Annotated in this window: 18 protein-coding genes and 1 pseudogene; 8 read left to right on the forward strand and 11 right to left on the reverse strand. The window is 52.9% G+C overall.

Going from position 1 to position 26,041, the window contains the following annotated elements:
- Together ACFPMF_RS03590 and ACFPMF_RS03595 are read right to left on the reverse strand one after the other, a co-directional pair.
- Nucleotides 1–762, reverse strand: coding sequence for a CPBP family glutamic-type intramembrane protease (locus ACFPMF_RS03590; protein WP_379841190.1), 762 nt, complete (start codon nt 760–762; stop codon nt 1–3).
- A gap of 28 nt (nt 763–790) precedes the next feature.
- Nucleotides 791–1,609 carry an alpha/beta hydrolase gene (locus ACFPMF_RS03595; protein ID WP_379841192.1) on the reverse strand — a complete coding sequence of 273 codons (819 nt, stop codon included), beginning with the start codon at nt 1,607–1,609 and terminating at the stop codon, nt 791–793.
- Between the two features lie 165 nt (nt 1,610–1,774).
- Here ACFPMF_RS03595 and ACFPMF_RS03600 point away from each other — a divergent pair, with 165 nt between their 5' ends.
- From ACFPMF_RS03600 to ACFPMF_RS03625, 6 genes are all read left to right on the forward strand, one after another.
- The gene (locus tag ACFPMF_RS03600; RefSeq protein WP_379841194.1) at nt 1,775–2,479 is read left to right on the forward strand and encodes an esterase family protein; all 705 of its coding nucleotides are present in this window, start codon (nt 1,775–1,777) and stop codon (nt 2,477–2,479) included.
- A gap of 172 nt (nt 2,480–2,651) precedes the next feature.
- Entirely contained in the window at nt 2,652–3,131 is a 480-nt protein-coding gene (locus ACFPMF_RS03605) for a DinB family protein (RefSeq protein ID WP_379841196.1), read from the forward strand.
- A gap of 55 nt (nt 3,132–3,186) precedes the next feature.
- Complete coding sequence (locus tag ACFPMF_RS03610; RefSeq protein WP_379841198.1) at nt 3,187–4,290, forward strand: ATP-grasp domain-containing protein; 1,104 nt, start codon at nt 3,187–3,189, stop codon at nt 4,288–4,290.
- A gap of 26 nt (nt 4,291–4,316) precedes the next feature.
- Complete coding sequence (locus ACFPMF_RS03615) at nt 4,317–5,417, forward strand: carboxylate-amine ligase (RefSeq protein ID WP_379841200.1); 1,101 nt, start codon at nt 4,317–4,319, stop codon at nt 5,415–5,417.
- A gap of 100 nt (nt 5,418–5,517) precedes the next feature.
- Nucleotides 5,518–6,327 carry a type 1 glutamine amidotransferase gene (locus tag ACFPMF_RS03620; RefSeq protein WP_379841202.1) on the forward strand — a complete coding sequence of 270 codons (810 nt, stop codon included), beginning with the start codon at nt 5,518–5,520 and terminating at the stop codon, nt 6,325–6,327.
- A gap of 46 nt (nt 6,328–6,373) precedes the next feature.
- Nucleotides 6,374–7,567, forward strand: coding sequence for a hypothetical protein (locus ACFPMF_RS03625; protein WP_379841204.1), 1,194 nt, complete (start codon nt 6,374–6,376; stop codon nt 7,565–7,567).
- A gap of 36 nt (nt 7,568–7,603) precedes the next feature.
- On the opposite strand, the gene ACFPMF_RS03630 is transcribed toward ACFPMF_RS03625, so the two are convergent.
- Nucleotides 7,604–8,503: a hypothetical protein gene (locus ACFPMF_RS03630; RefSeq protein ID WP_379841206.1), complete on the reverse strand. Its 900-nt coding sequence runs from the start codon at nt 8,501–8,503 to the stop codon at nt 7,604–7,606.
- A gap of 97 nt (nt 8,504–8,600) precedes the next feature.
- Between ACFPMF_RS03630 and ACFPMF_RS03635 the strand changes: the two genes are divergently transcribed.
- Nucleotides 8,601–9,797, forward strand: a complete 1,197-nt coding sequence (locus ACFPMF_RS03635; protein WP_379841208.1) for an aspartate aminotransferase family protein — start codon at nt 8,601–8,603, stop codon at nt 9,795–9,797.
- 51 nt (nt 9,798–9,848) lie between these two features.
- Here ACFPMF_RS03635 and ACFPMF_RS03640 read toward each other — a convergent pair whose 3' ends face one another.
- From ACFPMF_RS03640 to ACFPMF_RS03650, 3 genes are read right to left on the reverse strand one after another with little or no spacing between them, the layout of a single operon-like run.
- The gene (locus tag ACFPMF_RS03640; protein WP_379841210.1) at nt 9,849–10,982 is read right to left on the reverse strand and encodes an efflux RND transporter periplasmic adaptor subunit; all 1,134 of its coding nucleotides are present in this window, start codon (nt 10,980–10,982) and stop codon (nt 9,849–9,851) included.
- On the reverse strand, nt 10,966–14,259 hold the full coding sequence (locus ACFPMF_RS03645) for an efflux RND transporter permease subunit (protein ID WP_379841212.1): 3,294 nt from the start codon (nt 14,257–14,259) through the stop codon (nt 10,966–10,968). The genes ACFPMF_RS03640 and ACFPMF_RS03645 overlap by 17 nt, the downstream gene beginning before the upstream one ends.
- 49 nt (nt 14,260–14,308) lie before the next feature.
- Entirely contained in the window at nt 14,309–14,983 is a 675-nt protein-coding gene (locus ACFPMF_RS03650; RefSeq protein ID WP_379841214.1) for a FadR/GntR family transcriptional regulator, read from the reverse strand.
- A gap of 301 nt (nt 14,984–15,284) precedes the next feature.
- Here ACFPMF_RS03650 and ACFPMF_RS03655 point away from each other — a divergent pair, with 301 nt between their 5' ends.
- The gene (locus ACFPMF_RS03655) at nt 15,285–17,378 is read left to right on the forward strand and encodes an AAA family ATPase (RefSeq protein WP_379841216.1); all 2,094 of its coding nucleotides are present in this window, start codon (nt 15,285–15,287) and stop codon (nt 17,376–17,378) included.
- 6 nt (nt 17,379–17,384) lie between these two features.
- On the opposite strand, the gene ACFPMF_RS03660 is transcribed toward ACFPMF_RS03655, so the two are convergent.
- The 5 genes and pseudogenes from ACFPMF_RS03660 to ACFPMF_RS03680 form a co-directional block, all read right to left on the reverse strand.
- A complete protein-coding gene (locus tag ACFPMF_RS03660; protein ID WP_379841218.1) occupies nt 17,385–19,571 on the reverse strand; it encodes a penicillin acylase family protein in 2,187 nt (728 codons plus the stop codon).
- A 207-nt stretch (nt 19,572–19,778) separates the two neighbouring features.
- Nucleotides 19,779–20,108 (reverse strand): annotated as a pseudogene (gene trxA, locus ACFPMF_RS03665) (thioredoxin); the annotation flags it as partial.
- Between the two features lie 65 nt (nt 20,109–20,173).
- Nucleotides 20,174–23,746: a DNA polymerase III subunit alpha gene (gene dnaE / locus ACFPMF_RS03670; RefSeq protein WP_379841220.1), complete on the reverse strand. Its 3,573-nt coding sequence runs from the start codon at nt 23,744–23,746 to the stop codon at nt 20,174–20,176.
- A gap of 190 nt (nt 23,747–23,936) precedes the next feature.
- Nucleotides 23,937–24,737 (reverse strand): hypothetical protein, encoded by an 801-nt coding sequence (locus ACFPMF_RS03675; RefSeq protein WP_379841222.1) that lies wholly within the window; start codon nt 24,735–24,737, stop codon nt 23,937–23,939.
- A gap of 90 nt (nt 24,738–24,827) precedes the next feature.
- Nucleotides 24,828–26,021, reverse strand: a complete 1,194-nt coding sequence (locus tag ACFPMF_RS03680) for an NRAMP family divalent metal transporter (protein ID WP_379841224.1) — start codon at nt 26,019–26,021, stop codon at nt 24,828–24,830.
- Between the last annotated feature and the right edge of the window lie 20 nt (nt 26,022–26,041).

Below are 26,041 nucleotides of genomic sequence, written 5' to 3' on the forward strand. Positions count from 1 at the left end.
TCATGTGGTGAGACGACGAGTAGTACGGTTTTTCATGTATCGGACGGCGAACCAGAGCGCAACCACCGTAAGACATGTCAAGAATGAATACGGCGTTTCTACAAGGTACAGATCGTTATTGGTAAAAGCGTGCAAAAAAGCGATGAAATACAGATTTCGGGTCGCCCGGTACATCAACACCATCACCAGACCCGTAACAAAGGGATTCAGCAAGGAGCCCAAAAGATGATCCCACTGAACCTGGAGCCGAAACAGATACGCCGAGAGGTGCGTGATCGCAAACAAACCGGTCGTGCCCAGATCCAGTACCCCCAGCTGAACCTTCCGTAAACCGGCCTGTCTTCCGTACTCAACCGGCAGAAAGCGAAAAACCAGTTCTTCCAGAAAAGCACCAATGATCGTATTGAGGCCAAAAACCGCCAGAAAACGCAGCAGTTTTTCGGAGGTGGGATACACGACGGGAGCCCCGTTCAGGATAACCGCAGCCGCCTGGGCAACCACCCAAATGGCCACCGCCACCGAAAACCCCATGGCGAACGATGGGAGCGAAAGGCCTTTGCGAAACGGAAGATTTTTTTGATACGGTTTGCAAAGGAAATAGAGCATCACGGCCTGGAGGCCATACACAACGAGTCCCAACCCAATGCCGTACTGCCAGGTTTGCCAGATTCGCTGGGTCCAGTCTGTCAGAAAAAGCAAATTGACACCATTGGCAAACAGGCTGTTAATCAGCAGAATCCGAAGTAAGTCTTTTAATCGCATCAGGGTCCCGGACTAAACGGCGGGCGTTTTATTGACGAAACGCCCAGTGTAAAAACTGCGGCATCACCTGGCTCCAGGTTTCCTGATCGTGTCGCCCGCCGGCCACTTCCACGTACCGGACGTCTTTTCCCCAGCGAAATCCTTTGCGCTCCAGTTCGGCAATCAGGTCGAGCGTATCGTCGATGGCATCAATAACGCCATCGTGGTCGCGGTCGTCAGTTTCGTCCAGCGTTCCGGTTTGCAGCCAGAATTGGGTCCGCCCGGGAGCCTCGGTTTTGCGAACCTGGGCGTGCATGATCCGGTCGGCATCGGAATAGCCGTCGTTCAACCCCCGTTGCCGCCACCAGAACGACCCGGAGAAAACACCCGCTTTCCGGAAATGCGCCGGATGGTTCCAGACCAGATCGAACGCCGACAGACCACCGAGCGAAAAACCGGCAAAAACCGCCTGCGACGGATCGTTCGCAACTTTATAGTGTTTGTGCACATAGGGCAGCAATTCGTGAATTACAAAATCGGCGTAGGCGCCGGCTTTGGCTCCGCGATGCAGGTAATCGGCCTGGGCCGCCACGCCGTATTCCTGAATCCGATCCCCCGCGTGGATGGCAACCAGCACAAACGGCGGAACAGCCTCCCGGGCAAAAACTGCATCCAAAACAGCCGACATCCGGAGTTTTTCCAGATCCTGGCCATCGTTGAGGTATAAAACCGGAAACCGCTCGCTGGAAACGGCATACTCGCTCGGAAAAAGTAGTTCCAGCCGAACCGTGCGGTTCAGGTAAACCGAGAACAGGCCCGTATCGGTCCGGCGCAAAACACCGGCATGGGAGGAAGAAGTTACACTCAAAATACGCAGGACTTAATCGTTACAAAACACTCAGCGGTTAATAGAGAAAAAATAATGCCAGAATTTTACTGAATGGCGGGCCCAAAATTACGCACAGTTTTCTGGTAAATTCGTAAATATGGTTATCTTTCCTGCCGAATCATCAACAAAAAAACAAACATAATTTTGCACGAAGAGTACAGAAAATGGTATTCGCACCACCTGGGCCGCGACATCGAAATGCTTGTGTTTGGGGATTGGGGATACCCGGTTTTGCTGTTTCCGACCACGATGGGGCGGTATTACGAAGCGAAAGACTTCCAGCTGATCGAATCGGTGCGCTGGTTCATCGAAAACCGGAAAATCAAGATCTACTGCATCGATAGCATCGACCGCGATAGCTGGTATGCCAAACACCTTCATCCGTCGGTCCGGGTTCAGAATCACAACTGGTACGACCGGATGATCAACGAAGAACTTGTTCCTTCGATTCAGCGGGAGTGCAGCGTCGATAAGATTGCGGTCGGTGGCTGTAGTTTTGGCGGTTTTCAGGCTCTCAACTTCGCCTTTCGTCACCCGGAACGCGTTGCGTACCTCTGGTCGATGGGCGCCAAATTTGATATCCGGTCTTTTCTGGACGGGTATTACGACGACAACGTGTATTTCAACAACCCGCCGGATTACCTGCCGAACGCGCATAACGACCATTTTTACCAGATGAAAATCGTCCTGGGCACGTCGGAACACGATTTCTGCAAACCGGACAACTACCGGATGTCGGAGATTCTCAACCAAAAGGGCATCCACCACTGGCTCGACGTGCGGCCCTGGGGTTCCCACGACTGGCCCGTCTGGCGCGAGATGTTTCCGCATTACCTTTCCATGGTGTGACGGTATACGGTTTTCGGTTTTCAGTATGCGGTTTTCACTGAAGGTCGTATGATAGGCTCAAACCTTCAGGATAAACCCTAACCGGAATACCGTAAACCAGATACCAACTCGTGAAAACCGTATACCGAATACTGAAAACCGTATACCGTAAACCCCTAACCAACGAACCGCTTTGAAATACGGCTACGAGGATTTGCATCAGCCCTACGAGGCATCCATTCAACAGCTTCGGGCGTATCTTGACGAATTGCCGGAGCGGTTGCGGTTGTTTTCGGAAGAAGAATTGACCGCCCGAAACCCGGGTGGCTGGTCGCGCAAGGAAATTCTGGGGCACCTGATCGATTCGGGCCTGAATAACCTCAAGCGGTTTACGGACGCCCAGTTTATGCCGTCGCCCTACCTGGTGCAGCGCTACAGCCAGAATCAATCCGTCGTGTACAACCGGTATCAGGAGTTACCCATCGATCACTTGGTAAGTTACTGGCAGGTGTTAAACCGGCAGATCGTTTATGTTACCGAGAATATCCCAAAGGCGGTTTTACAAATGCCGGTTTTGCCGCCGGACGCTGCCGAAACAGTGCCCTTATCGTGGTTAATTATTGACTATGTGGCCCATATGGCCCATCATTTCAACCAATTTGAGTTTAAATAATCGAGTAATTTCATCCATCAAACGACCCTACTGGCGGTAATCTTTTGTGACTTATATGAAGAAAATTGGCATTCTTTTCGGACAGGAAAATTCATTTCCCCAGGCTTTTGTCGACCGGGTCAACAGCAAAAAAGAAACCGGCATCATGGCCGAGTTTGTCACGATCGACAAGGTGGTGCAGGGCGAACCCACCGAATACGCCGTCATTATTGACCGGATTTCCCAGGATGTGCCGTTCTACCGCGCCTACCTGAAAAATGCCGCGCTGACCGGTACGGCCGTCATCAACAACCCGTTCTGGTGGAGCGCCGACGAGAAGTTTTTCAACAACTGCCTGGCTACCCAGCTGAATGTTCCGGTTCCGAAAACCGTCCTGCTACCGTCCAAAGAACGGCCGGACGATACCAACGAAAACTCCTTTCGCAACCTGAAAATGATGGACTGGGAGTATATTTTCCAGTACATCGGTTTTCCGGCCTACATGAAACCGCATTCGGGTGGCGGCTGGAAAAGCGTTTACAAAGTGTATAACCCGGATGATCTGTGGGAGAAATTTGGCGAAACCGGCCAGCTGGTGATGATGTTGCAGGAAGAAATCGTTTTCGACGATTATTTCCGCTGCTACTGCATCGGGGGCACCGATGTCCGGATCATGCCGTACGAGCCGCGCAATCCGCACCACCTGCGCTATGCCGCCGAACCCAAAACCACCGGTGAGGCTTACCAAAAACTGATGACGACGGTAAAAAATTACGTCATTGCCCTCAACCGGGCACTGGGCTACGATTTCAATACCGTGGAATTTGCCGTCCGCGACGGGATTCCCTACGCCATCGACTTCTGCAACCCGGCTCCCGATGCCGATATTTATTCGGTCGGCCAGGACAATTTTGAATGGGTTGTCGAAGCGGCCGCCAACATGGCCATCGCCCGCGCCAAAGCCCAAAAACCGGGTGGCGACAACCTGACCTGGGGTTCCTACATCCAAAGCTCGTCGCGCGGCCGGCTTTTTGTTCCGGAAACGACGCCGGACGAACGCGTTGAAGCACCCGTCGAAACGAAAAAGGCGAAGAAAACCGCAGCCAAAGCGGCCGACAAGCCCAAGAAAAAGGCGGAGGATGACAAGAAAAGCGCCAAAAAAGACAAAAAAAGCAAGTAATTCGAGCCTTAAAGTTCCTCTGTTTCATGCCAGTATTCACGTTAGGAATCGAAGAAGAGTTTCAGACGATCGACCCCGTGACCCGGGAATTGCGGTCGCACATGTCGAAAATTGTGGAGGGCGGCCAGATTACACTGCAGGAACGGGTGAAAGCCGAGATGCACCAGGCGGTTGTGGAAGTGGGTACCAACATCTGTACCAACATTCACGAAGCCCGCGAGGAGGTGACCTACCTGCGAAAGATGGTGCTGGATCTGGCCGACAAACAGAATCTGAAAATTGCGGCTGCCGGAACCCACCCGATTTCCGACTGGCAGGATCAGCTCATAACCGACAACGAACGCTACGACAAGCTGATCGACGAGATGCGCGACGTGGCCCGCTCGAACCTGATCTTTGGGCTTCATGTCCACGTGGGCATCGAAAACCGGAACGACGGCCTGCAAATCATGAATGCGGTGCGGTATTTCCTGCCCCATATTTACGCGCTTTCGACCAATTCGCCGTTCTGGTGTGGCCGCAATACCGGTTTTAAGTCGTACCGCTCCAAGGTATTCGACAAGTTTCCGCGCACCGGCATTCCCGACTACTTTTCGTCGGCGGCCGAATACGACGATTACATTAACCTGCTCGTCAAGACCAACTGCATCGACAACGGCAAGAAGATCTGGTGGGACATTCGGCTGCATCCGTTTTTCAATACCATTGAGTTCCGGATTTGTGACGTTCCGATGCGCGTCGATGAAACCATTTGCCTGGCCGCGGTGATGCAGGCGCTGGTAGCCAAAATTCACAAGCTGCACAGCCAGAACCTGAATTTCCGACCCTACCGGCGGATTTTGATCAACGAAAACAAATGGCGGGCGGCCCGCTACGGCATCGAGGGCAAGCTCATCGATTTTGGCAAACAACAGGAAGTTCCGTACCACACCCTGGCCCAGGAATTGCTTGATTTTATTGACGATGTGGTGGACGAACTCGGTAGCCGGAAAGAAATCGAATACGTCAAAACCATCCTGGAAATGGGTACCGGTGCGGATCGGCAACTGGCGGTTTTTCGACAAACCAATGACTTAAAGCGGGTTGTGGATTACATTGTGGAGGAAACTTCTCACGGATTGTTGTAGTTACATTAAATAGGCAGCCCGGCTTGTCGTAAGAATACGCAGGCGTTGAAAGGTTCTTCGCAGCCCGGCTGACCCGAACTGTAGCTTTGAAATTAACCGAATGGATTCAATGAAAGTGGCCGTTCTGGACATGAATAACAATGTTCCGAACGAAGGAATGCGGTGTATTTTGCAACTGATTCGCAATTCAAGTAATCAGGACCAGGTAGAATTTACCCACGCGGTTTTTAATGTGCGGGGTAAAAACGAACTGCCGGGCCTGGAGTTTGACATGTACATTTCGAGCGGGGGGCCCGGGAGTCCGATGCCCAGCGAGGAGCCCTGGGAAGCGGCTTATTTTCAGCTGATCGACGCGATTTTTGCGCACAATCGAACCAGCGAACAGAAAAAATACCTGTTTCTGATTTGTCACTCCTTTCAGCTGGTTTCGCGGCACCTCGGTATTGGCACAATCAGCAAACGGAAATCGACCTCATTTGGCATTTTTCCAATGCACAAAACCGAGGACGGCCGGCAGGAACCCCTGTTTCAGCACCTGCCGGATCCGTTTTACGCGGTCGATTCCCGGGATTATCAGCTCACCGAACCCAACTGGGAACGGATCAATGAATTGAATGCCAAAGTAGTATGCCTGGAAAAAGAACGGCCGCACGTGCCCCTCGAGCGGGCCATGATGGCCGTGCGATTTACGGACGAGGTGTTCGGAACCCAGTTTCATCCCGAAGCCGATGGTGAAGGTATGCTGCGGTATTTCATGAAGGAGGAAAAGAAACAGCAGATTCTCGACAATTACGGCGAGGCCAAATACTCCGAAATGGTAGCCTCGTTGCAGGACCCGCAAAAAATCACGCTGACCGAATCGGTGGTGATTCCCGAATTTCTGCACCAGAGCAGTTTGGTAAACTATTAACCCTAACCGGCCGGTTTTTCGCAGACTGGCTCGTTACCAACCGCCTATGATTCATTCCATTCGTCAGGCTTACAACCAGGCTTTTAGCCCGGAACGATACCAGGCATTTCTGGATCAGATTCACCGCGACTACCCCGGGCAGCTGGATTTCCGGGTGGCCGAAACGCCGGTTTTTGTGCCGAAAGCCTTGAAAAACCGCCTGCTGGAAGCCTGCGATTCGATCATTGATACCCTGACGCGCGAAGATTTCAAGCGGCTTTCCGAAGCCGCTATCCCGCCCGGCCAGCGCGTTCCGAACGAAAATGAGCATACGTCCTTTCTGGCCATTGATTTTGCGATCTGTCAAGACGAAAAGGACGAACTGTCGCCCCAGCTGATTGAGTTACAGGGCTTTCCTTCCCTCTATGGATTCCAGTCCTACCTGTCGGCCAATTTCCGCAAGCACTTTCCGATCCCCGAGGGCTTCAGTCATTTATTCGATGTGGATTCGGACGAAACCTACCGCCAGCATTTACACCGGCTGATTGTCGGACTGGAGCCGCCCGAGCAGGTGATCCTGCTGGAGATTTATCCCGAAAAGCAAAAAACCCGCATCGACTTTGCCATTACGGAGAAGATGCTGGGCATCGAGGCCGTTTGCCTGACGAAAATTCAGAAGGAAGGCCGTACGCTGTTTTACGAGAAAGCAGGGCAGCGGTATCACATCAAGCGGATCTATAACCGGCTGATTTTCGACGAACTGGAGAATTTGCCGGACTTAAAAACCGCCTTTTCGCTGACGGATGACGTGGAGGTGGAATGGATCGGCCACCCCAACTGGTTTTTCCGGATTAGCAAACACACGCTCCCGTTGCTGAAGAGTCCGTATGTGCCGGAAAGTCATTACCTGAACACGCTGGAGACGTACCCCGACGACCTCGAAAATTACGTCCTGAAACCCCTTTTTTCCTTCGCGGGCAGTGGCGTAAAGCTCTCGGTCTCGAAAGCCGCCCTCGATGCGATCCCGGATAAGGAGAATTATCTGCTGCAACGGAAGGTACACTATGTGCCGGTTATTCAGTCGCCCGATGGTCTGGTCAAGTGCGAAATCCGGATGCTGTATATCTGGCACGACAAAGACCCGCGCCCAACGCTCCTGACCAACCTGGCGCGGCTAAGCCGGGGCGAAATGATCGGCGTCCGCTTCAACAAGGATTTCGACTGGGTCGGCGGAACGATATGTTTTTTTGAGGAAGGGTAAAGGCCGATCGGCAGCGTGTCAATCGGCCACTCTCCCCTATTTCCCGATCCGAATCTGGTAGCTTAAATACGGTAGCGGGCTGGTCCGGACCAGTCCGTTATGGCTAAAAACAGGCAGTAACAGCGCCGTATCGAACGCATGGCGACGGCGGTTGAAACGAAAACCAAAGGAAGACAGGCCCGTCAGGTAGGTATACGCCGGTTCGATGGCTTCCCCGACCAGAATATTATTCTGACTGATAAAGGTTAGGTCCGGTGTCATTTTTCGAACAAAACCGATGGTAACGACTCCCGAAGACGCCAGTCCCTGCCGCGAAAAGGTCGTTCCGGCCCCCACCGTAATGTTGCGTTCAGCATCCCCAACCGTTACAATCCCCTGTGCCAGACCGATTCTGGTCAGCAAATGTTCGTTCAGCTGGATGCCGATATACTGAACGTGCAGGGCAACCTGCATCCGCGACGAGAGCCGGGTGCCGTATTTAGTCGAAACCGTGTGAAAATTACCGGGATTCAAGGTTTGAAAGGTGGTTCCTACACTCCAGTTTTTCGTAATCCCCACCTCCAGGCGACTGAACAACACGTAGCTGTTCTGAAAATAAAGACTCCGTTTTTCCGGCATATAGGCCGTTGGCATGAAAAACAGCCGAAATGGAAAACCGTTCGGGTAGTCGGGCCCACTTCGGAGGGTTCCGCCCACCAGATCCGCCCGGACGATCTCACTGGCTTTTAATAACCGGTCGCCTTCTTTTTGGGTCCGGATCAGGTAGGACAGACTATCCCGGCGGACAAATTGCCCACGGATGAGGGTGCCATCTTTCAGCACAAAATCGTAGGTTCCGGGAATGTGCGTCTGGCCCGGTTCGTAGTATACCTCCTGCGCCCTTGCTCTTGAAACTATCAGAATTCCCAGAATGACAGACAGGTAGAATAGCTTCATAGGCCCCGGAGTTGAGTAGCTACGAAAGTTAATAAACAGAAGTGTTTCGCCCAAGCGTTTAAACCGTGTATTTTTGTGCCGGCTAATAACTATTTACTTGACGACCAACTCACTTACGCAACGGCAACTCTTTTTCCAGCACGTTGCCCAGACTTCCGACTTCCCGCTGGCACTCGAAATCGAGCGCGCGGAAGGCATTTATCTCTATGACGCCCAAAACCGGTATATCGACCTGATTTCGGGAATTGGCGTGAGCAATGTCGGACACCGGCACCCGCGCGTGCTGACCGCCATTCAGGAACAACTGGACAAATACCTTCATTTGATGGTGTACGGCGAATACGTGCAATCTCCTCAGGTGGAACTGGCGCACGCGCTTGTTCAGACGGTACCGGAACCGCTGGACAATGTCTACTTTACCAATTCGGGCACCGAAGCGATCGAAGGAAGCATGAAACTCGCCAAACGGTATACCGGACGGCGCGAAATTATTTCGTGTTTCAACGCCTACCACGGCGCTACCCAGGGGGCGCTCTCCCTGGCCGGCAGTGAATCGTTCAAACGCAGTTTCCGCCCTCTGCTACCGGGCATCCGGCACATTCAGCACGGTAACTGGAACGATCTGGAAAAGATTAGCCAACGGACGGCCGCGGTGATTATCGAGGTAGTTCAGGGAGAAGCCGGGGTGCGGGTGGCGGAAAAGGCGTACCTGAAAGCCGTGCGGGAGCGCTGTTCGCAGGTGGGCGCTCTGCTGGTGTTCGACGAGATCCAGACCGGTTTTGGCCGAACCGGCACGTTCTGGGCTTTCGAAGATTTTGGGGTCGTACCGGATGTGGTGGTATGCGCAAAAGGCATGGGGGGCGGGATGCCCATCGGGGCTTTCATCAGCTCGGCTGAAATCATGGGCGTCTTTAAAACCAATCCCATTTTGGGCCATATCACCACGTTTGGCGGACACCCGGTTTGTGCCGCAGCGTCTCTGGCCACCCTCCACACGATCCGGGAGGAACGCCTAGTTGAGCAGGCCGAAGCAAAAGGGCAGCTTTTCCGGCAATTGCTGAAGCATCCGGCCATCCGGGAAATCCGCGGAAAAGGCCTGATGCTGGCGGCTGAATTCGAATCCTTCGATGCTTTAAAACCGGTGATCGACAGGGCCATTTTAACACCAGACGGTCATGGCGTCATCACCGACTGGTTTCTGTTCTGCGATAACGCCATGCGCATTGCTCCGCCATTGATCATTACGGACGATCAGATTCGGGAAGCCTGCACATCGATTTTGGCGGCCATCTGATATAAAGTTCCGCACCGGCCGGTCCGCTAACGTTAGCGGACCGGCCGGTGGTTACGACTTTTGTTTCACCGAGCGAACTGTCGAACCGTTCCTGATTTCCTCGGTTGCGGTGGTCATAATCTGATCGCCTTCCCGGACTTCCCCGAAAATCTCAACCTGGTCGCCATCGTCCAGCCCTTTCTGAACCGGTACCCATTCCGCTTTCTGATTGGTTACTTTAACGATAAATACCCCCGTTGACGAATTGATAATCGCCGATTTCGGTACGATAAACGTGGTGTTTTTGGTCGGGAGCGGAATGGTTACTTCGGCAATCATCCCCGGAAGCAGTTTCCGGTCGTTATTGATCACGTCCACCTCGGTTCGTTCGGAACGCAACTTCTTGTCCAGCGCACCCGCCAGGCGTTTTACCTTACCGTTAAACTTCTTATCCGGGAACGCTTTCACCGTGAAACTCACCTCATCTTCCTGATCGATATAACCGGTATAGGCTTCCGGAACCGAGACCACCAGACGCAGTCGCTTTTGCTCTGTCAGCACAAACAGGGGCAGATCGGAGCCTTTCCCCGCCGGCCCCACATACGCGCCGGTATTCGTATTCCGCAGGCTGATAATGCCGCTAAACGGGGCCCGGATTTCCAGGTATTTCCGCATGTCGGCCACTTCGCGGTAGGCCGCTTTGGCCGCTTCCAGCTGGGCGTAATCCGATTCTTTTTTTGCCAGCGTCTGTTCAAGCATCGATTGCGCCACGGTTCCCGGGGTTTTCGCGGCATCCACATACCGGTCATAATTCGACTTGCTGGCGATGTACAAGGCTTCCTGGGACTTCAGCCGCGATTCAGCCGCGGCCAGTTGGGCATTCAGTTCCGGTGCTTCCACCAGCGCGAGCAATTGCCCTTCCTTCACTTCAGTGCCCACATCCGCATGGATGGATTTGATAAAACCGGTAACGCGGGCGTATAAGTCTACATCCCGAAAAGCCATCAATTCGCCCGGAATTCGCAGATTCGACGACAGTTTACCCTTCTGGAGGGCAAACACTTCGGTAGGCTCGGGTTCCTCTGCCACCGCCACCTTATCGGCCTTGCTCTCCGAGGAGTGACAGCTATTCAGGAAACTAACCACCAGCAAACCACCGAAAACCGTTACCAATGGGTACGCTACACTACTAATGAGTCGATTCATAAACGCCGGGAATATAATGTTTACTTTCTTTATCTTCAGGATCGAGGGATACCGACTGAATGGACGACTTGCCCTGTACCCATGCAAACACCATCGGCAGGATATGCAGAGCCGCAAACGTGGACGCAATCAGACCGCCAATGACCGCGCGGCCCAGGGGCGCCGTCTGCGAGCCTCCTTCGCCCAAACCGGTGGCCATCGGCAGCATTCCGACCACCATCGCCACACTGGTCATGATGATGGGCCGCATCCGCAAAGCAGCCGCTTCTTTGGCCGCCAGCAACGCATTGTTATTTTTCAGCCGCAGTTGCTCGGCGTTCGTTACGAGTAAAACCGCATTGGAGATGGATACGCCGACCGACATGATCATGCCCATATACGATTGCAGATTCAGCGTCGAACCGGTCAGCAGCAGCAGGGCCAGCGAACCCGCCAACACGGCCGGAACCGTACACAGAACAACCAGCGATACCTTGAACGATTGAAAATTAGCCGCCAGCATCAGAAAAATGACAATAATGGCGGTTAACAAACCGGTTTCCAGGCTATCCAGCGTCTCGGTCAGCACCTGCGAAAGACCCCGCAATTCAATGGACAGGCCGCGGGGCAATTCCCCCAGGTTCGCAATCGCCTTTTTGACGTCAGTGGTGGCTGTTCCCAGGTCCATATCGTTCAAATTCGCCGTCACAGACAACACCGGAATGGCCCCGATGTTGTCGTTCTCGCCGTAGGTCACCTCTTTTTTGATCGTTGCCACATCGCTCAAAACCGGCCGGTTGGCGTTCGGCAGCACCGGAATTTCGCCGATATCATCGATACTGGTCATCTGATTTTCCGGCACCTGAACCTGTACACTGTACATCTGGCTGCTTTTCGGATCGATCCAGACGCTTTTTTCCGTCATCCGCGAGGACGAGGTGGAAGCAATCAGCGAACGGGAGATGGAAGAAATATCCGTTCCCAGCTGCGCGGCCCGTGTCCGGTCGATATCGATCGAAATAGCCGGGTATTTGATGGCCTGGCCAATCTGCACATCCCGGAGATACGGAATCTTTTTCAACTCGGCAATCACCTTGTTGGCGTACTCTTCGTTCTGCGGTTTATTTTTCCCCATCACCTTGACTTCAATCGGTGTCGGTGACCCCTGGCTCAAGATTTTATCCGTTAATTCAATCGGTTCGAACGAGAGCCTAATATCCGGCAAGGCCGCTTTCATTTTAGCCCGAAACTCATCTTTTAACTGATCGAGATCGGCATCAAAACCGTGTTTTAAACTCACCTGCAAGACCCCTTCCTGCGGTCCGGCCATGAAGAGATAAATCGGGCTGGTCGAGAATTGAGAACCGTGCATCCCCACCATGGCCGACGTAATTTCTACGTTTTCTTTTCCCACCATGCCGTGTAAAACGTCGACGGCTTTTAGCATGGTGGTCTCGGTTTTTTCCAGCCGGGTTCCGTCCGGTGCCCGCAATCGAACCTGGAACTGGCCCGCATTGACCCGGGGTAACACATCCCGCCCGATCATCGACAAAAACAGGGCCGTACATCCCAGCGCTACGACAAAATAGCCCAGCGTAATTGCCCGTTTATACGGAATGGTCCACTCAATAAACCGGATAAAATAGAGACGCAGCCGTTCAAACAGCGAGATTTTGCCGTCCCTGTTCAGGTCGGCCCGGTGCGCAAGCTGCTGCTTCCCGTTCAGCGGCTGCCCCTCCACCAGCACCCCATTTTCACTGGGAATCAACTCCCTGGCAACAGAAACATCCGGTTTTTGGGCTTTTCCGTTAGTTTTATGTTCATGCCCTTTCATCAACCAGTTGGCCAGAACCGGCACCAGCGTCTGGGCCATCACGTACGACGTTACCATGGAAAACGCAATGGCCAGTGAAAGCGGCAGAAACAAGGCCCCGGGGATCCCTTTCATCGTAAAAGCCGGCGCAAAAACCGCCAGAATACAGAAGAGAATGAGCAGTTTGGAGAAGGCAATTTCTTTACAGGCATCCCAGATCGCCAGGGCCTTGGGCTTCCCCATATCAAAATGCTGGTGAATATTTTCGATGGTCACCGTCGACTCATCGACCAGAATCCCGATAGCCAGCGACAAACCGCTCAACGTCATAATGTTGATCGTTTGCCCGAATAACGACAGGAATAAAACCCCCGAAATGATACAGATCGGAATCGTAATGATGACAATTAAGGCGCCACGCGGATCCCCTAAAAAGAGCAGAACCATTAAACCGGTCAGGATTGCGCCGATAATCCCTTCTTCGATCAAACTTTCGACCGAATTGATGACGTAAACGGACTGGTCAAACTCGTAGGATAATTTGACATCTTCGGGCAGTAACGACTGAAACCGGGGCAGTTCTTTTTTCAAATTTTGGACCACTTCCCAGGTGGAGGCATCCGCGGATTTGGTGATCGGCAGATAAACGGAACGACGGCCATTGACCAGCACATAACCGGACGTAATATCGGCCCCATCTTCCACTTTCGCGACATCTTTCAGGTAGATATTCTGCACCGATCCGGTGAAAATCGGAATGTTTTCAAAATCCTTGACATTCCGAATCGTGGTATTGGCCGGTGTAAAATAATTCAGATCGCCCACCCGCACGTTTCCGGCCGGCGTCGCCTGGTTATTGATGCGAAGAGCAGCCACCAACTGATCGGGCGTCAGATTGTGCGAACGCAGCAATTCGGGATCGGCCTTGATCACAATGGTCCGGGAGTTCCCGCCAAACGGCGCGGGCGCGACCAACCCCGGGATCGAGCTAAAACCGGCCCGAACGTAAACGTTCGCCATGTCCTGCAACTCATTGTTGGTCCGAATCGGGCTGCTCAACACCAGTTGCCCGACCGGCAGGGTGGACGCATCGAAGCGCAGAATGAAGGGAGGTTGGGAACCGGGCGGGAAGATGGCCTGCGCCCGGTTGGTATAGGACGACACCTCGGCGGCCGCCTGGGCCATGTTAGTCCCTTCGTAAAAGGACAATTTAATCAACGTAAGCCCCTGAATGTTACGCGTTTCAATACTCTTCACCCCGGATACATACAGCAACAGGTTGACGTACTGCTTGCCAAAAAACGACTCCATCTGGTTCGGGGTAAAACCGCCATAGGGGTGCGAGATGTAAATAACCGGCAAGTCCAGGTTCGGAAAAATATCGATTTTGATCGTGCGAACGGCACCGACACCAAAATAAAAAAGCCCGGCCACCAGAACCAGTACGGTAATCGGTTTTCGTAGGGCTGAGCGGATTAAATCCATAACGTCATTCCGGTTTAAGTGGGTTAGTAAAAGGCTGTTTTTCAGTAATTTACTGGATCTGCCCTGTAATTTTTGCCGCCCAATACCAGGCTTTTTTAGGATCTCGATCGGCGACACTTTGCAGCAGCGACGTATGCATCGCCTGTTTGCTCAACAGCACCTCCGTGGTGATGAAAACCTCCATGAAGGATTTCTTCATTTTCTCGGCAATAATCTTGTACAAATCCGACAGCACTTCATTTTTGGAAGCAATGGCCAGCCGGATATGAAACTGGATATCGGCCTCGATACATACCTCGGGCAAATTTTGCAAGGCGGCTTCATGGCGTTTCTGCAAACAAATTGCCATGAGTTCGATGTCTTCCTGGGTCCGGTTCAGGGCGGCTTTTTCGGCAATTTTCAATTCGAGCAACTGACGGACTTCGTTGACCTCCGCGCCTTCGGCCCGTTGCAAACTTTGCTGAAAGGGATCGACGTTGTTTTGCCGCAATTCTACGAAGGTACCAAGCCCCTGTTGAACGCGGATCAGCCCTTTGTTCGCCAGAATGCGAATTGCTTCCCGAATTGTCGACCGGCCGACTCCAAATTGCTGCATGAATTCGGGTTCAGAGGGAAGTTTTTCGCCAATTTTGTACTGGCCCGATGTGATCTGCTGCTGCAGTTTATTGACCACTGCTTCCGCCAGACTTTCACGTTTTATGGGAATCGGTTCTGTAGTCATCATATCATCTGATGAGTAAAAGTACAACACATTCCCGGCATTTGGAAAGCAGCCGAAAATTTTAAACTTTTTTTAACTTCAATTCGATTCACTGGGAATTTGCGGAGGAAAAAGTTGTATTTTATCAGGCTACGATGCTAAAACTAGCAAACGAACGTCCCCGTTCTGTTGCCTAAAACCAGTGCCTGAAAGAACTAGTATCCCTTCCCTGCGAAGAGTTCAACTCTAACTATTAAATTTGAGGGGTGAGTTCCGGAGTCACTCCTGCCCTCCCCACCGGTTTGCCAGAAATTGTTATGCCACTATGTCCACCCTGTTGAATGAAAAGCTTGAGCTTGCCCGTAATTTTGTCCTTCATACCCACCGGAATGTTTTTCTGACGGGCAAGGCCGGAACGGGTAAAACGACGTTCCTGCGGCAGCTTCGACAGCTGACATCCAAGCGCCTGGTGGTTGTGGCCCCGACGGGCGTGGCGGCCATCAATGCGGGTGGCGTCACCATTCACTCCCTGTTCCAGCTGCCCTTCGGCGCCCTGCCGCCCGGGGCGCTCAGGCCGGAAACCCGGAAATTCACCCGGGAGAAAATCCGGCTGTTTCGCACGCTCGATTTGCTGGTCATCGACGAAATCAGCATGGTCCGGGCGGATGTACTCGATGGAATCGATGCGATTCTCCGGCGATTCCGGCACCGGTCGGAGCCTTTCGGTGGGGTTCAGCTTCTGTTAATTGGCGATATGCAGCAATTGCCTCCGGTTGTCAGAGAGGCCGATTGGACCCTGTTAAAACCGTATTACGAAACCGCCTACTTTTTTGGGAGCCTGGCCTTGCAGAAAACACCCTATGTTTCGATTGAACTGGAGCATATTTACCGGCAAGCCGACCAGCGGTTTATTGACATTCTGAATAGCATCCGTGAAAAACGAATTACCGCATCGCAACTCGCCGAACTGAATCAACGTTACGTGGCTACTTTTTCGCCACCCGATCACGAAGGATTCATTACGCTGACGACCCACACCAGGAGTGCGCATCAAATCAACTCCGCCAAACTTCTGTCGTTGCCCACTCCCTCCCACATCCTTTCGGCAACAATCGAAGGCGAATTTCCGGAAAATGCCTTTCCGACCGACGCCAATCTGGAACTGAAAGTGGGCGCTCAGGTCATGTTTGTCAAAAATGATTTGTCGCGAGAAAAACAATTCTATAATGGCAAGATCGGACAGATCACCGACATGGACGCGGAGATCGTTTATGTAAAATGTCCGACCGACCCCGCACCGCTGGCAGTCAGCCCCCTGGAATGGCTCAATATCCGGTATTCGATGGATCCCGAAACGCACGAAATCCGCGAAGAACCCATTGGCCGTTTCGTGCAGCACCCCCTGAAACTCGCCTGGGCGATTACGATTCATAAAAGCCAGGGCCTGACCTTTGATAAGGCGATTATCGACGCGGCTTCGGCATTTGCCCACGGACAGGTTTACGTGGCGCTGAGTCGGTGCAAAACACTGGATGGTCTGGTGTTGCGGGAACCCATTCCGTCGCACAGCATTAAAAGCGAACTGCTGCTGGATGAGTTTCACGAACAGGTTCAGACACAAACGCCGGACGAGCATGAATTATGGCAATCCAGAAGAATGCATCAGGAGCAGTTGCTGCTCGATCTGTTTTCGTTTGACCGCTCCGACTTCCTGACCACCAAGTGCCAAAAGGTTATTGGTGAGCATAAAGGGGCTCTGGAAGACGCCTTTGAATCAGGCTTCAATTCGTTCGCAAGCTTGTTTTCAGACAAAGTCCGGGGCGTTGCCGTCCGGTTTCAGCGCCAGTTGCAATCCTATTTTTCGGAGATCCAGTTACCCGAAGAAAACCCCTTGTTGCAGGACCGGATTCAGAAAGCGAGCTCCTATTTCAAGGAGGTAATCAGCCAGGAGTTGATCCCCCTGCTGGAGAACACGCCCCGAAAAAGCCGGAACCAGCAAGTCCAGGCACTCCTGCGGGAAACCATCGATGAATTAGGGCTGGAATTATTTATTAAACTCCGTTGCTTTGAAAGCAGCCAGGGCGGTTTTGAAGCCCTCTCCTATTTGAAAAACCGCCATCAGGCCGAACTGGCCTATCAGCCCAGTTCGCGGGTGGCAAAAGATCACCAGGAAAACCGGTCAGGGCCGGAAATCGGAAAACCGCAAACGCTTTACGATGCGCTGGTCAAATGGCGGCACGAAATGGCTACCACGCACGACACGGTAGCACCGGCCGTTTTATCCCGCAAAACACTGGCTGAATTAATCGCGGTCAAGCCGTCAAGTCCGGAAGAACTCCTGAAAATCAAAGGGTTCAACAAAACCAAAGTCCGGCAGGTTGGGGAAGAAATTCTTGGACTGATCCGGAAATACGGATGATTAACTCTACTTTTCACCCGGATGGTACGATTTCGCGGCATGCTGCTTCACGTCTTCGGGATAAAACCAGATCTCCTTGAATTGTCCGGTTGTGAACAGCGCCGACTGGTCGTTGAAATGCGGAGAAGCCGGGTTGCTGCTATGCCCCCCATTGACCACCGTTCGGGCTTTTACCCGGTCGCCAAATTCCACCACCGCCACGAAACTATTTCCCACATAACCATACCGTTTTTTCCTATTGGGATACGTCCGCGCCCCGAACGCGGCCAGTGAGCCCCAGGCCGACGGGGTGAATCCGACCGGAAAGCTCGGCTTGCCATCGTCGTATGTTTCCTGGATTTTGCCGGTCAGGCGCTGAAACCGGTTGATGTCGCCCCAGGCGGTTTTCCAGGTGCCGAAATTTTGGGTCAGTTCCTCCAGGACTTCCGCCAGAGCCGTAACTTTTTCTTTCGGACTGGTCTTCTCAATGACAAACGTGGTGAAAGTTAAATAATCGAATCGCTGGTCATCGGGAAACCGGCTACGCGCCAGGCGCTGAATTTTCTCCCCCCAATGAACGGCCAGCGTGGTGGCGACGGAATGAATGCCGTAGGTTTTATCCCAGGTCCGCAAAACGCCAATCGCTTCCGCCAGGGGTTGGTTGCCTTTTTGCGGACCGACGGTTTCGTAGGCCTTCACCAAAGCGGGGATAAGGTCATCAAAACCGGGTAAATGCGGGTCATTGGCCGCGGCAATCAGGGTATCCAGTGTAAACAGGGTCTTCCGGGTAAGGGTACGAACCGCATTGATCCCCCGGTAATTTTCGCCATCGGGAGCCATGTAAGCCGGAAACTGGTCCTGCCGGGGACTGTCATCACCGGAAACCGTAAACGGCGTCGAATTGCAATTCTGAATCCAGCCGGTCGTCGGATTCTTGATGTGGACAATTTCGTCGATGCCGTGTAATCCCTGCCAATCGGTTTCCGGATTGCTGCCGTCCACCGGACGATTCCAGTCAAATTTTGGATTTCGTTTGGGAATAAAATTTCCGTGCCAGTAGGCAATGGTCCCCTTCCGATCGGCATAAACCGTATTGTTGGTCGCGTTCCCGTTCAGCTTCATGACCTTTTTGTAACTCTGGTAGTCCGTCGCCTTCGTTCGCAGATATGACTGAGCCAGGGCGTTTATGGGATCATTCATCATCCGGATCGTTATCCATTGATCGCCCTGCTGACCGGCTACGGGGCCGTGGTGCGTCCGGTAAATCGTAAATTCCCGGTACTGAATCCCGCTGGCGGTTTTGTAAGGCAACGAAACCCGCTGCGTCTGCACCGGTTTCCATTCGTTCCCGTATTGGTAGTAATACGTGCCGTTTCGTTTCTCGACGGTTTCCAGATATTCGTCCACCGAGTCGGCATCACCGGAGGTGTGCATCCAGCCACAATTCTCATTAAAACCCTGGTAAACAAAGAATTGACCCCAGGTTACGGCCCCGTAGGCGTTCAATCCTTTCTGACTGACCAGGTGCACTTCCGAGCGAAAATAAAAGGAGGTATGCGGATTGATCAGTAACAGGGCATTTTGGGTGGCGCTTTTCGACGGGGCAATAGCAAAACCGTTTGACCCGGTAGGTTCCCGCTCAAGTTTATCGATTTCGAGTTGAAGCGACGACCATTTCGTATGGGTGTAAAACGCTTTAATCCGCTCGGTATTTACCACGCTAATATTGCCTCCGATGCTTCCTTCGCTGAACATCAGCGGCATCCAGGGCTGAAACCGGGTCAGCAACCGGGGTTTGACGGTGGGGTGCGTATGCAGGAAATAGTTGGCTCCGTCGGCAAAGGCGTTCAGTAAATCCTTCATCCAGGCCGGGCATTTTTTATACAGTGCGATGGCCTGCGTACTGTCCATAAAAAGCCGGGCGCGCAGATCGTGGTACAGAGCCGATTCACCTTCCACTTCCGCCAGCCGACCAATGGCGTCCAGGTAATTCGCTTCGACACGCGCAAAATCGTCTTCACACTGGGTATACAACAGGCCAAAAACCACATCGGCATCGGTTTTTCCGTAAATATGCGGAATGTCCCAGGTGTCTCGCGTAATCGTAATGTTTTGGGCGCGTTTCTGCCACCGGGCCCTTTCATCCGGCGAAAACGTCTGGCCCACGGCCGAAAGGGCACAAAAAAAAGCAAGCAGGAAGGAAAGATGTTTCATTGGCGAGGCCGTATCCGGATTCGGAAAGATAACCGAAAAGGCAATACGGGGCAACTGAAAACCGGCGCATGCCACGGTTTCAAAAACAAAAAACCGGACGTAATCGCCCGGTTTTCACTTCTTGTGCGGTTCATGTCACGGCTTAAAGCCCGTTTCGTCGAAAGGACCGAAACGGTAAACCATACCCCATCAAATCCGCCACTTATCTTACAATTGCGCCACTAACTTTTGCTCCAGAATAGCTTTCGGAACAGCGCCAATCACTTTATCAACCATTTTCCCGTTCTTGAAGACCATCAGGGTTGGGATGCTGCGGATACCAAACTGGGCCGGAACCTGCGCGTTCATATCCACATCCATTTTAGCGACCACTGCTTTGCCTTCGTATTCGCCGGCCAGTTGTTCAACAACCGGGCCGATCATTTTACAGGGGCCACACCATTCGGCCCAGAAATCCACTAAAACCGGTTTATCTGAATTAATAACTTCTGCGAAGTTGGCGTCGGTTATTTCGATTGCTTTTGCCATGATATTATATCTCGATTTTTGTACGTTTTAACTCGTCTGTACGTACAATGTTTTGCAGCAAAAAAAAGTTCACCTTAATTCAATCGGCAATCGACCCCCTCCATGGCTTTGAGTGCTTTCAGCAATTCATTCACGGGCGAAATTTTGAAGGGTCGGGATAACATACTGACATTCACACGATCTTCCTCGTCGGTCACCTGCAAAACCAGGTTACAGGAACCCGGATAGGCCTTCACCAGATCGGTAATTTTCGCCACGAATTCGTTGTTGATCTGCCGCAAATTCAATTGAACGCACAATTCCTTGCTGTACTTGGCCCGGACTTCGGTTAAGAGCTGAATAAAATTCGGGCGAAACTCGAACGTATCGGAGTTCCAGCGGTTCTGCATTTTGCCCTTAACGTGCAGAAACAAGCCTTCTTCAATGTAGTTGCCCATCCGCACAAAGTCCTCCCCAAACAGACTCATTTCGACCGAACCATTGTAATCTTCCAGTTTAAAGATTACGAACGGGTTGCCGTTTTTCGATTGCCGGAGTTGCTTGCTCGTCACAATTCCACCGACCGTAATCTCCCGGCCCTGGTTTTCTTCGTCGAACAGATGATCCAGCGTACAGGTACAGAAGCTTTCCAGCTCCACCCGAAATTCATCCAGCGGGTGACCGGAAATGTAGAAACCGACTACCTCTTTTTCAAATTTCAGGCGCTCGATTTCACCCCAGGGTTGCACATTGGGCGCTTTCGGCAGCGGAATGTCGGGTTCGCCCCCAATTCCGCCGAACAGCGACTGCTGCGCCGCCGATTTCTCGGCGTGGTAGTTGTTGGCGTACCGGGTCAGTTTCTCGATGAATGTCGCCGTTTCGCCCGCCGGAATGTCGAAATATTGTGCCCGGTGCATGTCCCCCAGGTTGTCGAATGACCCGGCGTAGGCCAGCGATTCGAGCGTTTTCTTGTTCACCGTCCGCAGGTTAACCCGGATCACAAAATCAAAAATATCCTTGAACGGCCCCCCTTTTTTGCGCTCCTCGATGATGGATTCCACGGCGGCATCACCGGTTCCCTTGATGGCGCCCAGTCCAAACCGGATTTCACCTTTCTTGTTCACCCCAAAAAACCGCTCCGATTCATTCACATCCGGCCCCAAAACCGGAATGCCGATGGCCTTACATTCTTCCAGAAAGAAGGTAATCTTTTCAATGTTCCCCAAACAGCTCGTCAAAACGGCCGCCATGTATTCGGCTTTGTAATGCGTTTTGAGGAAAGCCGTCTGGTAGGCCACAAACGCGTAACAGGTCGAGTGCGATTTGTTGAAGGCGTAGGACGCAAAGGCTTCCCAGTCGGTCCAGACTTTCTCGCAGGTTTTCAGGTTCAGGTTATTGGCCGCGCATCCGTCCATAAACTTGCCCTTCATCTTGTCGAGCGTGGCGCGGTCTTTTTTCCCCATCGCCTTCCGCAAAACGTCGGCATCCCCTTTGGTAAAACCGGCCAGCTTCTGCGACAAGAGCATGATCTGCTCCTGGTAGACGTTAATCCCGTAGGTGTCGGCCAGGTACTCCTCCATTTCGGGCAGGTCATACTTCACCTCCTCGCGGCCGTGTTTCCGGTTGATAAACGTCGGAATATAAGCAATTGGGCCGGGGCGGTAGAGAGCATTCATGGCAATCAGGTCCTCAAAGCGGTCGGGTTTGAGGTCCTTCATGTACTTCTTCATCCCGTCGGATTCGAACTGGAAAATCGCGTTCGTTTCCCCGCGCTGAAAGAGTTCGTACGTCGCTTTGTCGTCCAGCGGAATGTCGTCGATATCGGTTTCAACGCCATTGATGTAAAAACCGCCGTAATTCTGCCGAATCAGCCGCAGACATTCTTTGATGATGGTCAGGTTTCGCAACCCCAGAAAGTCCATCTTGATTACACCCGCGTCCTCAATGACCCGCCCTTCGTACTGGGTGATAATCAGATCCGATTCTTTCGAGGTCGAAACCGGCACGATGTTCGAGAGGTCTTCCGGCGCAATAATGATCCCGGCTGCGTGAATCCCGGTATTCCGAATGTTTCCTTCGAGTTTTCGGGCCTGCTTCAGCACCTTGGCCTGTAGATCGTTCCCCGATTCGATGGCCCGCATCCGCTTCACGTTTTCGACCTCTTCGGGCTGAATCAGCTGGCCCAGCGAATCAATCGGCTCCTCAAAAATCTTTTTGAGGGTCATGTTGTAGGTCGGCTTATCGGGCACGAGTTTCGCCAGCGCGTTCGAGTCGGGCAGCGGCAATTCCATCACCCGGGCGACGTCCTTGATGGCCGATTTGGCCGCCATCGTACCGTAGGTCACAATCTGGGCCACCTGCTGCTTGCCGTATTTTTTCACCACGTAATCGATCACCTTCTGACGGCCTTCGTCGTCAAAGTCCGTATCAATATCGGGCATCGACTTCCGGTCGGGGTTCAGAAACCGCTCGAACAGCAGGTTGTATTTGATGGGATCGATGTTGGTGATCCCGATGCAGTAGGCCACCGCCGAGCCAGCCGCCGAGCCCCGGCCCGGGCCCACCATCACGCCCAGATCGCGCCCGGCTTTGATGAAATCCGAAACGATCAGGAAGTACCCCGCAAAACCCATTTGCCGAATGACCCCCAGTTCAAACCGCAAGCGTTCATCGGCTTCCGGCGTCAGAATCTTGTAACGCTGTTTGGCACCTTCAAAGGTCAGAAATTCAAGGTAATCGTCCTGCGAGGCAAAACCGTCGGGAATCACGAAGTTCGGCAGCAGAATATCGCGCTTGAGCTTCAGTGTCTCGACCTTATCGACAATCTCATTGGTATTGTCGATCGCTTCCGGCAAATCGCTGAAAAGCGTCGACATTTCCTGGGTGTTCTTGAAATAAAACTGGTCGTTAAAAAACGCAAACCGGGTGCCTTTCTTAAACCCTTCCTCATCGTTAAATTCCTTTTCGGAAGGCGTACTGAGTTTTTCGTTCGTGTTGACACACAGCAGAATATCGTGGGCCACCCAGTCTTCCCGATCCACGTAATGCGAATCGTTGGACGCAATAATCTTCACATTGTATTTCCGGGCCAGCCGCACCAGCACCTCGTTGACCTTGATCTGGTCGGGGATGTCGTGACGCTGTAACTCAACGTAATAGTCTTCGCCAAACCGCTCCAGCCACCACTGAAACTCTTTCTCCCCGGCTTCCTCCCCTTTCTTCAGAATGGTTTTCGGTACCGACGCCCCGATGCAGCAGGTCGAAGCAATCAAGCCTTCCTTGTACTGATCAATCAGTGCTTTCGTAATGCGGGGGTATTTCCCGTACAACCCCTCCATGTAGCCCAGCGAGCAGAGCTTGATCAGGTTCTTGTAGCCCTGCGGGTTCTTCGCCAGCAGCAACTGGTGGTAGCGGATATCCTTTTGTTCCTTGGTAAACTGCTTTTTGGTGTGATCTTCCACCACGTAAAACTCGCAGCCGACGACCGGTTTGATGCCCTGCTTGGCGGCTTCGGCCACAAACTCAAACACGCCGAACATATTACCGTGGTCGGTAATGGCCACGGCGGGCATATTATCGGCTTTGGCCTTCTTAATCAGCTTCTTGATCTCAGCCTGCCCGTCGAGCAGGGAGTACTGGGTATGGCAATGGAGGTGGGAAAATTGCATTAGTCTTTATTTTCGGAAAGAATTACCAAGCTAAAAATACGGCTTTCCGACGAGCAAAACAGGAAGTTGCAGCAAAAAAACACCCAAAAATTGAGCGTCAGGGGCTTACGCGCCTGCTCATTCCAAGCAAAAAACCTCACCCACCGTACCGGGTGCCATATCATCCGCTGGCCGGAAAAGTCCGTGCGCACTATTTACGCTTCTTCGCTTTTTCCCACTCCTGCCGAAACGTAATCATCACCGATTCATACTCCGAAACCGGGAAATTGACGAGCATGTGTTTGGCGTCACGACTCATCGGCAGGTAGACCAGCCCCCGCACCGATTCGCCGGGTTGCAGGGTCGTTGGTTTCATCGAAAGTTCTTTCCAGCGGTAGACTTCGTACTCATAGCGCTGCATCCGGTCGGCAAACAGACCGTGATCAATCATGCGTTTGGCCTGAATCGCCGTATAAATATTGTTGTACGTCATGCGGTTTTGCACCCAGCGTTCGGGGCGCTGGTTGTTGCGGCTGGAGGTGCTGGCTACATCGCCGACGATAGCAGCCGCCAGCAAAACCGTATTGATGACTTTCGCGGTTTTTAACCGTTTTACTTCGCGATCCTGTTTGTACTCCGTTTCGTCGGCTTCCCGAATCGGGTCGGCGGCCGAAAACATCAGCGGTTTCTGCGAAGCCTGATTGTTCAGGAAAACCGTTCGTTGTTCTTCGTCCAGCGCCGTGTATTCAAACCGGGCCGGATTTACCTCGAACGGATGCTCCGTTTTATTTTTCACCTCGATATCGAGGGCCACATATTGCAAGTCCAGCCGCTCGAAGGAAGCGACAACCGTGATGCCGTCTTTTTCTGCCTTGGTGGTGGGTCGGCCCTCAATCCGGGCCATATCGCCCGAAACCGGGTTTAACTGGTATATTTTAGGGGCACAACTGCTCAAGCCCGTCAGCACCACCAGACAAAGCCACCCGATCCGTAGAATTCCGCTCGTTTTCATACCGTATTTGCTTGTTGAAGGAAAGATACGCTACTTCACCCCCAAAGTCAATGGGTTTGTGATCAACGACCCCAAGCCGGTACGAACCGTTTAAATCAGCAGTTTTTGAATGGCCAGCCAGACGTTCCACCCGCCCAAAAGCAGCGAAATGACGACCACCGATACCATCGCCACATTTTGCGCCCAGGAGTTGCGGTATTCTGCCGGAATCAGGTTTCGATCATTGACGGCCAGAAACAGAAAGAGGGTCACCGCCGGCAGCAGAATGCCGTTAATGGCCTGAACGACCACAATGATGGTCACCGGGTTATACTCCGACAGCCCGAAAGCCAGGCCCACGGCAATCACCCCCACCAGCACCAGCCGGTATTGCCAGGAATGGGCCGACCAGCCCAGCAAGCTCCGGGCCGTTACGGCAGCCGCCAGCGGAGCGGTCAGCGAGGACGCAAAACCAGCCGCAAACAGGCCGAACGCGAAAAGAAAACCGCCCCACTCCCCAAGCCGGTCGTTCAGCACAGTGGCCATGTTGACAAACGAAAAACCGCCCGTCACCAGCAAGCCCGCGATCAGCAGAACCACCGAAATAAAACCGCCCAGCAACACCGCGATCCAGATGCCCAACCGCATTTCGGACAGGGTTTGCCCCTGCGTGATGCCGGAGCCAAAAAACAGATTGTAGGGCACAATGGTGGTCCCGATCAGGCTGTTGATGAGCAACAACGAACCAGCCGGAACGGCGGGAACGACCAGGGCTTTTAGCACCTCACCGGCCGGGGGCGAAGCGCCAAAAGCCACGTAAGCGAAAGCGCCACCCATCGCAAACACGATGATGCCGAGAAAGTTCGCAATCCACTGGGTTGAGCCTATGGCCAGCAGTATCAAACAAATCAGCCCAACAAGCAGCGTTAACCACTTGGCCGACCAGCCGGTTAACAGAACCAGTCCCGAAACCGCCCCCAGGATGTTACCCGCCTGATACGCTGCGCAGCCCAGCCAAACCGCCAGAAACAAGAGCACCGGGACGGTTTTTCCGCGTTGCCGGTTTGCCAGCGCAATCGTCTGCCCCAGATCCCGCCCGGTGGCAATGGTGATCCGCGAAGCCGCTTCCTGCAACCAGACCGTGCCGAAGGTGGCGAATGTCAACACCCAGAGCAGATGTAAACCGTATTGAGCCCCGGCCATTGTGCAGGCCGTTACGGAACCGGGGCCGATGAAAGCCGCTGAAATAACCGACCAGAACAGAATACTGCCGAGACCGGAACGAAGCGAGAGCGATTTGGGCACAGGGAAGGGAGTTTTGAGTG

This window comes from Larkinella bovis, from assembly GCF_042655385.1.
In the GTDB taxonomy this organism is placed as follows: Bacteria; Bacteroidota; Bacteroidia; order Cytophagales; family Spirosomataceae; genus Larkinella; species Larkinella bovis.